This window comes from Rhodococcus sp. MurmanLake-1 (genome assembly GCF_056945715.1).
The window spans coordinates 205149-218713 of sequence record NZ_JBWZNF010000002.1 but is presented as its reverse complement, the minus strand read 5'-3'; the positions used below and the strand labels follow the sequence as shown (position 1 = coordinate 218713).

14 protein-coding genes are annotated in these 13565 nt (G+C 62.1%); 8 read left to right on the top strand and 6 right to left on the bottom strand.

Going from position 1 to position 13565, the window contains the following annotated elements; translation table 11 throughout:
• Positions 1-27 precede the first annotated feature (27 nt).
• Both AC2ETI_RS07335 and AC2ETI_RS07330 read left to right on the top strand, forming a co-directional pair.
• Entirely contained in the window at positions 28-585 is a 558-nt protein-coding gene (locus AC2ETI_RS07335) for a TetR/AcrR family transcriptional regulator (protein WP_003940110.1), read from the top strand.
• Positions 586-793: 208 nt separating this feature from the next.
• On the top strand, positions 794-2434 hold the full coding sequence (locus AC2ETI_RS07330) for an ABC-F family ATP-binding cassette domain-containing protein (protein WP_483633727.1): 1641 nt from the start codon (positions 794-796) through the stop codon (positions 2432-2434).
• 68 nt (positions 2435-2502) lie between these two features.
• Here AC2ETI_RS07330 and AC2ETI_RS07325 read toward each other — a convergent pair whose 3' ends face one another.
• The 6 genes from AC2ETI_RS07325 to AC2ETI_RS07300 form a co-directional block, all read right to left on the bottom strand.
• Complete coding sequence (locus AC2ETI_RS07325) at positions 2503-2991, bottom strand: nuclear transport factor 2 family protein (RefSeq protein ID WP_378666922.1); 489 nt, start codon at positions 2989-2991, stop codon at positions 2503-2505.
• A 27-nt stretch (positions 2992-3018) separates the two neighbouring features.
• Positions 3019-4332 (bottom strand): MFS transporter, encoded by a 1314-nt coding sequence (locus tag AC2ETI_RS07320; RefSeq protein ID WP_007731424.1) that lies wholly within the window; start codon positions 4330-4332, stop codon positions 3019-3021.
• Between the two features lie 76 nt (positions 4333-4408).
• Positions 4409-5866 carry an FAD-dependent oxidoreductase gene (locus AC2ETI_RS07315; protein WP_483633726.1) on the bottom strand — a complete coding sequence of 486 codons (1458 nt, stop codon included), beginning with the start codon at positions 5864-5866 and terminating at the stop codon, positions 4409-4411.
• On the bottom strand, positions 5863-6645 hold the full coding sequence (locus AC2ETI_RS07310; RefSeq protein WP_020909036.1) for an SDR family NAD(P)-dependent oxidoreductase: 783 nt from the start codon (positions 6643-6645) through the stop codon (positions 5863-5865). The genes AC2ETI_RS07315 and AC2ETI_RS07310 overlap by 4 nt, the downstream gene beginning before the upstream one ends.
• Complete coding sequence (locus AC2ETI_RS07305; RefSeq protein ID WP_070386415.1) at positions 6638-7474, bottom strand: SDR family NAD(P)-dependent oxidoreductase; 837 nt, start codon at positions 7472-7474, stop codon at positions 6638-6640. Before AC2ETI_RS07305 ends, AC2ETI_RS07310 begins: the two co-directional genes overlap by 8 nt.
• Before the next feature lie 49 nt (positions 7475-7523).
• Positions 7524-7973, bottom strand: a complete 450-nt coding sequence (locus tag AC2ETI_RS07300) for a nuclear transport factor 2 family protein (RefSeq protein ID WP_021345469.1) — start codon at positions 7971-7973, stop codon at positions 7524-7526.
• A 138-nt stretch (positions 7974-8111) separates the two neighbouring features.
• Between AC2ETI_RS07300 and AC2ETI_RS07295 the strand changes: the two genes are divergently transcribed.
• The 6 genes from AC2ETI_RS07295 to AC2ETI_RS07270 all read left to right on the top strand — a co-directional run bounded on the left by AC2ETI_RS07295 (position 8112) and on the right by AC2ETI_RS07270 (position 13561).
• Positions 8112-8834 carry an IclR family transcriptional regulator gene (locus AC2ETI_RS07295; protein WP_029256190.1) on the top strand — a complete coding sequence of 241 codons (723 nt, stop codon included), beginning with the start codon at positions 8112-8114 and terminating at the stop codon, positions 8832-8834.
• 131 nt (positions 8835-8965) lie between these two features.
• The gene (locus tag AC2ETI_RS07290; protein ID WP_483633725.1) at positions 8966-9931 is read left to right on the top strand and encodes a pirin family protein; all 966 of its coding nucleotides are present in this window, start codon (positions 8966-8968) and stop codon (positions 9929-9931) included.
• A gap of 1 nt (position 9932) precedes the next feature.
• Positions 9933-10679 (top strand): pirin family protein, encoded by a 747-nt coding sequence (locus AC2ETI_RS07285; RefSeq protein WP_020970713.1) that lies wholly within the window; start codon positions 9933-9935, stop codon positions 10677-10679.
• A 114-nt stretch (positions 10680-10793) separates the two neighbouring features.
• Entirely contained in the window at positions 10794-11576 is a 783-nt protein-coding gene (locus tag AC2ETI_RS07280; protein WP_020970714.1) for a pirin family protein, read from the top strand.
• Positions 11577-11620: 44 nt separating this feature from the next.
• Positions 11621-12547, top strand: coding sequence for a PaaI family thioesterase (locus AC2ETI_RS07275; protein ID WP_134999054.1), 927 nt, complete (start codon positions 11621-11623; stop codon positions 12545-12547).
• Between the two features lie 66 nt (positions 12548-12613).
• Positions 12614-13561 (top strand): intradiol ring-cleavage dioxygenase, encoded by a 948-nt coding sequence (locus AC2ETI_RS07270; protein ID WP_483633724.1) that lies wholly within the window; start codon positions 12614-12616, stop codon positions 13559-13561.
• Positions 13562-13565 lie beyond the last annotated feature (4 nt).

Below are 13565 nucleotides of genomic sequence, written 5' to 3'. Positions count from 1 at the left end.
AGCCTGTCATACAGGGAAGATGCGTGCATGAGAACTCCGGTTACCCGTGAACGCGTGATCGCTGCCGCAGCCGACCTGGTCGACAGCAAAGGCGCCGACGCTCTGGTACTGAGTCAACTCGCCGAGACCCTCGACGTCCGGCAGTCAGCCCTGTACAAACACGTCGACGGGGTCGACGACGTCCACCATCAACTCAGCCTCCTCGCACGCAACCTTCTCGCCGAACAACTGCGTGCCGCCGCGGTTGGTCTCTCGCGCGACGACGCCGTCATGGCGCTCGCAGACGCATGGCGTGCCTTCGTCCGGGTGCACCCCGGGCTCTACGCCATCACCGACCGCTACCCCACTGCTCCGCATCCCGATCTGGTCTCCGCCGTCGGCGAGGTGGTAGACGTCATCAACAAGGTGATCGCGGGATACGGTCTGAGCCCGGATGATTCGGAGCAGGCGGCGTGGTCTCTTCGTAGCGCGCTGCACGGTTTCTGCATCCTCGAATCGGTAGAGGGTCAACCGGCCGGCACCGACCCGGATCGGGTGTACCGAAGACTGGTCGAACTTCTCTGCGCCGGTATTGCTCGTATGTAAATACCGGCTCCTGTTATCGTCGGATGAAACGACACAGACCAAAAAGGATCAGACATGGTTGGTGAACTCGACATCTCCGGATAAAACCGGGCATGACGGCCACCGGCAGACGCCTCGGAGCGCTGCCGTAGTGGCCATGTTGTCGTTCACTTACCCGACTTTTTGCGGAGCAGCGTTGCCGCGCCCGCACGACACCTGAGGTCTATTCATGTCCGATACCTACATCGTTTGCTCGAATCTGTCTTTTGCCTGGCCGGACGACACTCCGGTCTTCGACGAATTGTCCTTCACGGTGCCCGGTGGCCGAACCGGGCTGGTTGCCCAGAACGGCGTCGGGAAAAGCACTCTGCTCAGATTGATCGCCGGTCAACTCCGCCCACGCGCCGGCAGTGTGTCCGTCGACGGCGTTCTCGGATACCTTCCGCAAGACCTTCCACTGACGGGCGATCTGACCGTTGCCGAGGTCTTGGGCATCGCCCCGACGCTCGCTGCGCTGGACGCTGTCGAATCCGGAGACACACGAGAAGAACACTTCACGACAATCGGGTCCGACTGGGACGTCGAAGAGCGGACCCGAGCCCAACTCGGCCGACTCAGTTTGAGTGACATGACGTTTGATCGTCGTCTCGACACTCTGAGCGGCGGGCAGGTCGTCTCGCTCGGACTGGTGGCTCAACTCCTGCGACGCCCCGATGTCCTTCTCCTCGACGAACCCACCAACAATCTCGACCTTGACGCGCGCCGCAGACTTTACGACGTTCTCGACGACTGGAGTGGCTGTCTGTTGGTAGTCAGCCATGATCGAGGACTACTCGACCGTATGGACCGCATCGCCGAACTTCACAGCGGCGAGATCAGCTTCTACGGTGGCAATTTCACCGACTACGAAGCTGCGGCACGCTCGGCTCGCGAGGTGGCGGAGAAGAACATCCGCAACGCCGAGCAGGACGTCAAACGCGAGAAGCGCGAACTGCAGCAGGCCCGAGAACGCGCTTCACGACGCGCAAGTAACGCTGCCCGCAATCTCGGGAACGCGGGCTTGCCCAAGATCTTTGCGGGGACCATGAAGCGCAATGCTCAGGAGTCGGCCGGCAAGGCGAACGAGACACACCACGCCCGGGTCGATGCGGCAAAGGACCGACTCGACAGAGCGGGCCGCGCTCTTCGAGACGACCAGACGATTTCGCTCGAGCTGCCAGGTACTCACGTACCTGCCGGACGCATGGTGTTCCTTGGTGAGCGAATGCAATTCGCGTTCGGCGATCGTGAGATCTTCGCCGACCCCGGCATTGACCTGGCCATTCGAGGACCGGAGCGTATCGCGTTGACCGGGCCGAACGGCGTCGGAAAGTCGACGTTACTTCGCATCGTCAACGGGGATGTTGCGCCGACTTCCGGTGAGGTCAAGCGAGCCGACGGCCGGGTGGCATATCTGTCGCAGAGGCTCGACCTACTCGACCCCGCACGCACCGTCGCCGAGAACTTTGCATTGTCGGCTCCAGGCCTTCCGGCCCCGGAACGCATGAACATCCTGGCGCGCTTCCTCTTTCGGGGTGCGGGTGCTCACCTACCCGTCGCTGCACTCTCGGGCGGTGAACGGCTGCGGGCTACGTTGGCATGCGTTCTCTTCGCCGATCCGGCCCCGCAATTGCTTCTTCTCGACGAGCCGACCAACAACCTCGACTTGGTGAGCGTTGCTCAACTCGAAAGTGCCCTGAATGCATATCAGGGGGCGTTCGTGGTGGTCAGCCACGACGAGAGATTCCTGGCCGAGGTCAAGGTCGAACGCTGGCTCAGGCTCTCGGACGGCCGTTTGACCGAGGTCGCCGCACCGGACGCAGTGGGCTGACACGACCAGTGAACAGGCGAAAGGCCTTCACACACATCGTGTGTGAAGGCCTTCGTCTGCACTACTGGTCAAGGCGTCCTGGTGTACACCGGATCGTCGAAGGATCGGCGTTGGGTCACCCAGTCAGTAGGCAGAACGTTTTCGATCACGTCTTCGCGAGATTCGTCGAACACGACGATCCGATCGGCGATTCGCCACTCACCACGGCGCCTTTCGAACCTGTCGACGTAACGGCACTTGATCGTGGCAAGCGTCTGCTTCACGTTCTCACCCGATCGCTCCTGCCGCAGAAAACACAAGCAGTACGACTCGCACTGAGCGACATCGCCGTTGACGTCGATCAGTATGTTGGAAATGCAGTGAATCGACGAGTCGATCGTCTTGTGCCTGAGCTTCATGTCTTCGATGAGCCCGTCGACGGTTCCGATGTAACCACCGTGGTTGTCTATCGCGTCGTCGAAGTAGCAGAAGGCTACGCTGTCGAAATCTTTCCGATCGACGGCCCGAGCGTAGCGATACAGAACTTCGGTGATTTCTTGCTTGTCAGCGAGGGACACAGCCCGTCTCCTGTTCTCCCGAGGTGATCAATCAACCTGCAGTTCAACGCCCTTGGTCTCCTTGATGAAGAAGACCGTGACGAGGGTGATCACGGCACAGAACACGAAGTATCCGGCCGGGGCGAGAGAGTTACCGGTCAAGCTGATGAGATAGGTGGCGATGAAGGGCGCGGTGCCACCGAGGAACATGTTGGTCACGTTGTTGCCCAAGGCCAGACCGCTGTACCGCACAGATGCTTTCAGCATTTCGACATAGGTCACGTACGAAGCACCGTTGACAACGGAAACGCAGATGAAGAGCACCGACTGACCGACAACCGCCTGCCAGATACCAGAACCGGCCATCATCATGAACATCGGTATTCCGAGAACCACTGCGGCGGCACTACCGGCGAACAGCACCGGCCGACGCCCGTACTTGTCGGCCATGTATCCCGAGATCGGCAACGTGATGACGCCGAGAACCAGTGCAAGAGAGGTGGAAAGGAAGGCAACGCGCGACGAGTGACCGCCGGTGGTCTGCAGGTACGTCGCGGCATACACCGAGGCGATGTAGTAGCCACCGGTGATGAGTGCGCCCAACAGGATGATCTTGACGACGCTGCCGCCGGAGGTACTGAGCAGCTCACGGATGGGAAGCTTCTTGGTCTCACCCTTGTCCTGCAGCTCCTCGAACTGAGGAGTGTCTTCCATCTGGCTACGGATCCAGATACCGATGCCGCCGATCAGCAGGCTGAGCAGGAACGGGATACGCCAAGCCCACTCGAGGATCTGCTCTTGCGAGAATACCGACGTCAGGCCGAGGGCCATGAGCGAAGCAGCCAGCGAACCCAGGTAGGTGCCGGTATTGACCATCGACGTCTGCGTCGCTCGCCACCGCTTGGGAGCGGACTCGGAGACAAAAGCGTTGGCACCGCCGAGTTCACCGCCGGCCGCGAAGCCCTGCAGGCAACGAGCCAGAACGAGGATGGACGTGGCCCACACACCCAGCGTGGCGTACGTCGGCAGCAAGCCCATGCCTGCTGTCGCCAGAACCATCAGAAGGATGGTCCAGGAGAGAGCATTCTTTCGGCCGTACTTGTCGCCGATGTGGCCGAAGAAGATTCCGCCGGGTACGCGTAGGAAGAAGGCCACGGCAAATGCTGCAAAGGTACCGAGCAGTGCTGCGTTCGGGTCGTGGGAAACGAAGAACAGCGCGGCGATTGTCGTGGCCATGTATCCGTAGATACCGAAGTCGTAGTACTCGACGACGGTACCGACGATGGCCGCGCGAATTACCTTCGTCGTCGACTGTCGTTCGGTTGCCACGCTGCTGCCCTCGGTGGATTCGGCTCTCGCCATGGTCTCATTCTCTGACATGTTGTTCCCTGCCTGGATTGGATACTGACTGGATTCGGTGCCGCGCAGACGTCGGACGTCAGGAGTGCGCGATGGAATGGACCGGTGCGCTCTCAGCGCTGGTCCTGGTGTAATTCGCCGCATTACGTCCCGCTACGCGGCCCATGGTCAAAGCGTTGGCAACTGCATTGCCGCCGCCCACGTATCTCAGTCCGAGGATTCCGGCGCCGGCCTCACCGGCCGCGTACAGACCCTCGATAGGTACTCCGGTGCTGCCGAGCACGGCCGCATCGGTGTTGATTTCCATTCCCGCATGCGTGCATACGAGCTCTGCCGGAAGGATTTTCGCGGCATAGAACGGTGCTGTCGCAATAGGATCCGGGTTGCCGACGGCACCCTTGTTTCGCAGCGTGCGATGACGGAGGAAGTCGTCGTCGTGACCGCTGGGCAATTGCTCGTTCCACCGACGCAGGGTTTGCGTCAATGTCGCAACCGGAACACCCGTAGCCACTGCAAGGTCTTCGATCGTATCCGCGCGAATCGTGCCACCGTCGGCAACTTCTTCCTCGATGCGTTCGGGATTCCAATCCGCATATCCCGGAGCCAGATTCACGCGAGCGTTCTCGTCGAAGATCATCCAACCGTATCCACCCTGATGGTCGATGATGCCGGTCGAGACGGCGTACGAGCTGTCCTCGTCCATGAATCGACGGCCGTCCTGGTTGACGTAGATCCGCGATTTCGGCGGAAAACCTGCCTGCCAGTGATGGAATCGCTGGAAGTAGACCGTGGGCAGCATCAGGCCCCAGCCGTCGCCCGCCACGGAAGCACCGAGGTCTTCGGCAAAACGAAGATGGTCTCCGCGACTCCCCTCGGCTGCGACGACGAACAAGGCGTCTCCGGCCTTGTTCGCGTCCGGGAAGTGGCGCGCCACCAAGCCCGGATCTTGCGCGAATCCACCGGAAGCAACAACGACGGCGCCCGCACGTACCTCGATGTCGTCGGCGACAACACCGACAACCCGACCGTCTTCCTCGATCAGCTTCTGCACCCGTGTTCCGAAGATGACCTCGATCCCGTGCTTACGACGAGCCTTGTCCAGCACCTGAATCAGTCCGTATCCCTGATCCTTGGGCACATGGCCGCGCCAGACGTCCTCGACGCCGGCCTGGGCGAGTCCCGGTTGGTGGGCGTTACCCGAGATCGCCGCTGGAATCTCGACGCCGAGTCCGATGAGCCATTCCAGTGTCGGACCGGCATTTTCGCAGAACGCACGAATCAATCCGGGTGAGAGCATCCACTGGTTGAGGTCCATGTAGTGCTGGAAGAACTTCTCTGCCGAGTCGTCGACTCCGAGGCCTGCCTGCACGCTTGTTCCGGCGGCCGTGAAGATTCCGGCCGAGAGCGCAGTGGATCCACCGAGTTCGGTTTCGGACTCGAACAGCAGAACGGATGCGCCTTCTTCAGCTGCCGACACCGCAGCGGCGAGACCGGCTCCGCCGCCACCGATGACAACGACGTCCCAGTGCTCGGTCATGAAAGTTCTCCAGTCTCCGCGATGATGCGGTGGTAAAGACCGTTCGACACCAACCCGCCGTCGACGGTGAGCTCCGTACCGGTGGTGTAGGTCGAACTGTTCGAGAGCAGGAACAGCACTGCTTCGGTGATCTCGTCGAGAGTTCCCATGCGTCCGAAGGGAACCGACTTCAGTGACGCGGCGACGAAGTCGTTTGCGCCGCCGAGCAGCGCCGTACCGACCAGTCCCGGGTGCACAGAGTTGACGCGAATCCCCCACTGCGCGAAGTTGCCCGCGGCCGACTTCGACAGACCGGTCAAACCCCACTTACTCGACGAGTAAGCCGGAGAGAAGTATCCGATCTGACCGGCGATGGACGAGATGTTGACGATCGATCCGCCACCACTCTCGCGCATCAGCGGCGCCACCGCCTTCATACCGTAGAACGGACCGAAGAGGTTGATCTTCATGGTCAGTTCCCAGATGTCGTTCGGGGTGTCCATGAATTCGAGCCGACGCGAGATGCCGGCGTTGTTGACCAGTCCACCGAGTTCCCCACGGGTGGTGCGAATTTCGTCGACAACCCGGTCCCAGGCCTCGGCATCGGTGACGTCCAGAAGATGAGCGGACGCCGATCCGCCGGCGGAGACAATGTCGTCGACCACGCCGGATGAATCCGAAACATCGGCAATGCAGACATGCGAACCGCGCGCGGCGAGAGTGCGCGCGTGATGCGCTCCCATCCCGGCAGCACCGCCGGTAACGAGAACGACGCCGGGATATTTCGTGGACTCAGACATGCCGCGAACCACCGTCCACCGCAATGCTGTGCCCGGTGACGTAGCGCGCGCTGTCCGAGAGCAGGAACAGCAGCGGGCCGAAGACCTCTTCGGGCGAGCCCAGACGATGCAGCGGCACCGCGTCGAGTGCGTTCGCGAGCGCGATCGGATCTTCTTGAACCCACTTCGTCATCGCCGTGTCGATGTAGCCGGGCGCAATGGAGTTGACCCGAATACCCTTGTCCCCGAACTCCACTGCGAGAGACTCCGTGAGGTGCGCGACGGCAGCTTTCGACGTGCAGTAAGCGCCTCTCCCCTTCCGCACACGCAGCGCAGATACCGAGGACATGTTGACGATGGCGCCGCCGGGACCGAGGTGGCGTGCCGCAGCCTGAGCACCGTAGAGCACTCCTTCGACATTGACACTCAGCGTTGCGCCGATCTGCTCCGGGGTAATCTCCTCGGCCAGCGCGAACGGGAAGATACCCGCATTGTTGATCCAGAAATCGACCCGGCCGAACTCCTTCAACGCCAACTGCGCAAGCAGTTCGTGCTCGTCCGGCTTGGTGACGTCGACCCGAGCTCCGACGACGCGACCCGGCTTGTCCGCCAGTGCTTTCGATTCCAGGTCCGTATTGATTCGTGCGGCCGTGGCGAGCATCTGCTCTTCGTTGATGTCGGCGCCGACGACATGTACGCCGCGTGTTGCCAGTCCTTCGGCGAACGTCGCACCCATCCCCTGAGCCGCGCCGGTCACCACTGCGACCTTGCCTGCCAACTCCGGGTACACCGCCGACATCTGCGTCACAACGGTGCGGCCCGGGTTCGTCTGGTCAGAGCTTTCGGTCATGATGTACTTCTCCTACTGAATATTGTTGTGCAAGAAACTTTTCGGTACTTCAGCCTTGTTCGGACACTCGAGGTGCGTCGTCTCGGGAGACGGTGCGGCGGGCGATCTTCCATTCCTCACCGACCCGAACCACGCGGTCATCGACAGTCGTCATCCGCACCAGTCGCGATTCGCCGCCGCGAGCGGTGGCAACTATCTGCAGGTACCCGCGCACTGCGAGAGCACTCTCGTCCACCGCCTCGACTACGAGATTGGTCAGAACGTGCCGATGCACCTCGTCGACGGCTTCCGCAGCAGCGTAAAAGCGAGCAGCAAACGCTGCAAGGTCGCCGAAACCGACCACGGGTTCCGGATAACTGGGTGAATGAAATTCACCGTTGGCCGTGAATGTCTGCGCCCAATCCTGCTGGCGCCCAGAGTCTATGCAATGACTCTGGTGGCCGTACAGCTGTTGGATTGCGACAACATCCTCCGTTGCCACGACGCGATAGTTGCTCATGAAGGTTCTCTCCGAACACGCTGCGCTGCATCCACCCGAAGGTTGTGCAGCTCCGTAAAGTGTGCGATAATCGCACACACTGTGCGATATGTTCAAAGCGTAGGTGGCATACCTCACAAACGTCAAGGAAGGGATTTGATGTCAGAGCTGAGCGAGGAACACCGACCGCGCAAAAGCGCAGTTCAAGTGGACTCGAGCATGTCGAAAACGCTGCACCACGGACTCGAGATCTTGGAACTCCTGACGTCCTATCCGCACGGTTTGTCAGTCACGGACATTGCCGACGGAGTGGGAGTCCACCGGACTGTCGCACATCGGTTGATCCGCACGCTCGAGGCTCATCACCTGTGCCGCAAAGACTCCTTCAAGCGCGTCACTCTCGGCGCCGGACTGGTCACCCTCGCCGAACCGGTGGAACAGGATTTACGAACCCTGGCCCGCCCGATACTTCAAGAACTTGCCGAGGCCACCGAGGCGACAGCACACCTGGTGGTCCGCGAGAGCGACACCGAAGTGCGCGCACTGATGGTGGTCGAACCGCGCAGCGCCAAGGTTCACGTCGCGTTTCATCCAGGGCAGGTTGATCCGATCGACCGCGGCTCCGCCGGGCTTTCCATTCTTGCCTCACTCCCACCGGTGAGCGGGGAACGAGAGGAAGTGACGGCGGCCCGCGCACGGGGTTACGCAGTGACCGTCGGGGAGGTCATCCCGTCCGTCCTGGGAATCTCGGCAGTCATCCCCGGCAGACGCCGCGACGCCATCTCCAGCCTCGGAATCTCCGTGTTCGACTCCGAGGATCAAGCAGCCCTGGGCGCCGAGGTCATGGCAGCGGCAAAAACCCTCGGCAGCATGTTGCGCTGATCCAGACAACAGGCTGATCCGAACACCAGTCGAGCCCCGGGAATACCCGGGGCTCGACTTTGTTGACTCCGAATGAGATAGTTGAACAATCAACTACCTGACATCAGCTTCACGGATACAAGGAGTACGACATGCCTGCTGTGACAGTCGAGAACATCTTGGCCCTGCCCCGCCTCGACGAGCCGGCAGAGTCAGCAGTCGACCGCCCCGTCAAGAGCATCACCACCGCACCGGTCGGATACGAAGGTGAAGGCTTTCCCGTCCACCGCGCGTTCGCCGGCATCGACCTCTCCGCCCTCGACCCGTTCATCCACATGGACCAGATGGGCGAAGTCAACTACGCACCCGGAGAGCCCAAGGGCACTCCGTGGCACCCGCACCGCGGCTTCGAAACCGTCACCTACATGATCGACGGCATCATGGAGCACCAGGACTCCAACGGTGGCGGCGGTGTAATCGGCGGCGGCGACACCCAGTGGATGACCGCGGGTGGCGGCATCCTTCACATCGAAACTCCGCCGGAGCACCTCGTCCTCAGCGGCGGCCTGTTCCACGGCGTCCAACTGTGGGTCAACCTGCCTCGCGACAACAAGATGGCATCTCCGCGGTACCAGGACATCACGGGCAACAAGGTGGCCCTGCTTTCCTCGCCGGACGGCGGAGCCTTGGTGCGCGTCATCGCCGGAGACATCGCCGGCCACGCCGGACCCGGATCGACGTACACACCCATCGCGCTCTCCCACACCACTATTGCCCCGGGTGCGAGCCTGACTCTGCCCTGGAACCCCGAGTTCAACGCCATCGTCTACGTGCTCGCCGGCGAAGGAACGGTCGGAGCCGAGCGTCGACCCATTCGAGTAGGGCAGACGGCTGTCTTCGGACGCGGTGACTCCATCGCCGTCGCCGCTTCCGATCGCCAGGATTCGCGGACCGAATCCCTCGAGGTATTCATCCTCGGTGGCAAACCGATTCGTGAGCCCATCGCGATGGCCGGGCCGTTCGTCATGAACACCAAGTCCGAGGTCATGCAGGCCTTCGAGGACTTCCAGGCCGGACGCCTCGGATCCATCCCGGCAGCACACGAAAAGCTGAGCTGACATGTCGTCGGTGGTCGTCCAACGAGCAGCCGAACGTGCGCACCTCAACTACGGCTGGCTCACCGCGCGTCACAGTTTCCCCTTCGCCGGAAACTTCGATCACGCCGCGTACGCGCACGGACTTCTGTTGGTGAACAACGACGACATCATCGAAGCCGGCTCCGGTTTCGACACTCATCAGCACCGCGATACCGAGATCGTGACGTGGGTGCTCAGCGGATCTCTGGTTCACCAGGATTCCGCTGGGCACTCCGGCGTCATCCATCGCGGACTCGCGCAGAGAATGAGCGCCGGTACCGGAATCCTGCACTCCGAGCGCAACGATCGCTTCCGGGCCGACGGCTCACGCGTCACCGAACCCGTTCACGTCGTTCAGATGTGGATACCGCCGGACGAATCCGGAGTGACCCCGAGCTATCAGGAACTCGACATCAACTCCGAACTCGACGGCGGTGGCCTGATCACCCTGGCATCGGGGATGCCTGCGCATCGCGGTCACAGCGCCATCGGCCTGCACAACAAACATGCGGCACTACATGTTGCTCGCCTCGAGACCGGCGGGTCGGTATCTCTTCCGGATGCGCCGTACGTGCACGGGTTCATCGCCAGCGGCACTGTCGACGTCGAGGGAGTCGGATTGCTGGGACCAGGAGATTCGTTGCGACTCAAGGACACTGGCGGTCAACGAGTCGAGGGAATCGACGATGCGGAGATACTCGTGTGGGAGATGCACGCGTCGACGAACTGACGACACCACCGAGTACGCCCAATGTTCGGACTACACAGCAGGTTCGTCGTAGGGTGGATGCCGGTAGTGGTGGATCCGGTAGTGATGGATCCCGGTGGCACAGAAGGAGGAGCCATGGCATCTGGTCGAGCACAGGCCCCACGGACGACACCGCACATCGATGTGCACCGCTCCGGTGATCGCTTGAAATCCCGCGTCTCCTGGCTGGATTCGAAACATTCGTTCTCGTTCGGACAGCATTACGATCCGGACAACACTCATCACGGATTGCTGCTCGTCAACAACGACGACACCGTACTGGCGGGAACCGGTTTCGATACCCATCCGCACAAGGACATGGAAATCGTGACCTGGGTGCTTCGCGGTTCGCTCGTGCACCAGGATTCCATCGGCCACACCGGCGTCATCTATCCAGGCCTCGCCCAGCGCATGAGCGCCGGCACCGGAATCATGCACAGTGAGAAGAACGATTCGTGGCGTATTGGCGGCGAACAGCATTCCGACCCCGTGCATTTCATCCAGATGTGGGTGGTACCCGACGAAGGTGGACTGACTCCCGGCTACGAACAACTCGAGATCGACGACGAACTGCTGCGCGGCGGTCTGATCCCGGTGGCCTCCGGAATGGAGCGCTACAAGGATCATTCGGCGATTCGCATCAACAACAAGAACGCCGCCATGCACGTCGCGCGGATTCTGCCCGGCACCTCCGTGAATCTTCCCAGCGCACCGTTCCTGCACGTCTTCGTTGCGCAGGGCACTGCCGAGATGGAGGGCGTCGGCACACTGTACGAGGGTGATGCCGTCCGGTTGAGCGATTCGGGTGGGCAGCAACTGACCTCCGACGCCGGGGCGGAAGTCCTCGTCTGGGAGATGCATTCACGTATCGGTGGTTGAGACCCGGTCTCGGCAGGACTGGGTGCGCTGGAGATACTCGACGGATGAGCATCGACAACTCCGCCGCACCCGTCACGCAACTTGACCCCCTCAACACCTTGATGGGTGTGCGCGCCGTATCGGTCGTGCCGGGCGACTTGGCCTTCGCGCAGGCAGTCGGCCCGCGCTTCCACGATCACCGTGGCAAGACGGTGCTCGGTTCCATCGGCGTCATGATCGACGGTGCCATGGGCGGCGCGGTGTACTCGGGGCTGACCTCGGGCCATCAATCCGTGCTCGCGCAGGTCACGGTCAGCGCGGGCGCCGACATTCCCGCTCTCGCAGACGTCGGCGCCACCGGCACGCTCGTGCATCTCGACGACGGCGTCGGGCTCGCGTCCGGTCAACTTCGCGACGAGAACGGCACCCTCCTGGCCGTGATGGCCGGCCGCGCAATGGTGGTCTCGCGTCCACCCGTCGTCGGAATCGACGACTACGTGGACGGTGCGCCGCTACCGGTCCCGACGCCGGAGAAAACGAGCAACCTGAGTGGGTTGTCGGGGTCCGACGTCGTCGAAGGTATCCGAGGCGGCAAACTCGAACGCGGACCGCTCGCCGGGCTACTCGATCTTGCTGTCGTCGACGTGACGCCAGGTTCCGTCGTCGGTGAGTTCTCACCCGTGGCCTGGATGGCCAACCCGCTGGGCGCCGTGCAGGGTGGTGTCCTCATCTCGGCAGTCGACGCCGTTACGGGACTGGCAGCACAGACCCTGACCAGCGCCGATCAGGACTATCGCGTCCTCGACCACAAGATCGACTTCCTGCGATCACCCGACATCGGTGGGCCGGTCTTGCGCGCCGAAGCCTCCGTGATTCGCGCCGGGCGCAGGCTCGCGCTGATCGAAACTCGCATCGTCGACGCCGGCGGGCAGGTCTACGTACGGGCCACCTCGAGCATCCAGATGCTCTCCCAGCAAGTTCACAGCGGATAACCAGTTCCGCACCAGGTCGCCCGTCCACCATTGAGACAACAGCCCACACAATGGAGGTACAGCGGCGTGAACAAAGACATCGAAGCGAGCAGGCTACGCGTGAGCCGTCGACGGGCCCTCGCTCTCGGCGGAACCATCAGTCTCGGCGGGCTCATCGCAGCCTGTTCCGGTAACAGTGGCACCGCCACGACGACTTCGGCCGCGGCTGCATCGACGACAACCACTTCCGGCGCTTCCGCAGCGGCCACGTCCGGCGATGCCGTCACCGCACTTCTGGCCAAAGCACCGCAGTGCGTCATGAGCAAGGAAGAGACACAGGGCCCCTACTGGTTCGACGTCGACTCCATTCGCGGCGACATCCGCGAAGACCGTCCGGGCACCACACTGCAGGTGGCAATGCGCGTGCAGGACAACAGCCAGTGCAACGTCGACGGCAGCATCGGCGCGGTCTCCAACGCCGTCGTCGAGATCTGGCACTGCGACGCCGGCGGCGTGTACTCCGGCTTCGAATCCGGTTCGCTGAGCGCCAACGGCGGCGGCGGTGGCGGAACTCCCCCGGCCGGCGGGATGGGTGAACCTCCGTCAGATGCACCCGGAGGAATGGGCGGCGGTATGGGCGGTTCCGGAGAGACCTCCGACGGTTCGTACAGCGTCGGCGACACCGAAGCCACCACCACCGACGACGGCACCTACCTGCGCGGTGCCCAGACCACCGATGCAAACGGCATCGCGCAGTTCACCACGATCTTTCCCGGCTGGTACATGGGCCGCACCACCCACATTCACGTCAAGGTGCACATCGACAAGAAGACGGTCCTCACGTCGCAGACCTTCTTCGACGAGACCCTTCTCGACGAGGTGTACTCGCAGTCCCCGTACAGCGAGCACACCGGTCGTGAGAACAACACGAACAACGCCAGTGACGGCATCTACGACGACACCGGCCTCATGACCGTCGAGAAGCAGTCGGACGGTTCCTACCTCGCCGTCATCAACCTGGGTATCGACGCCTGAGGTA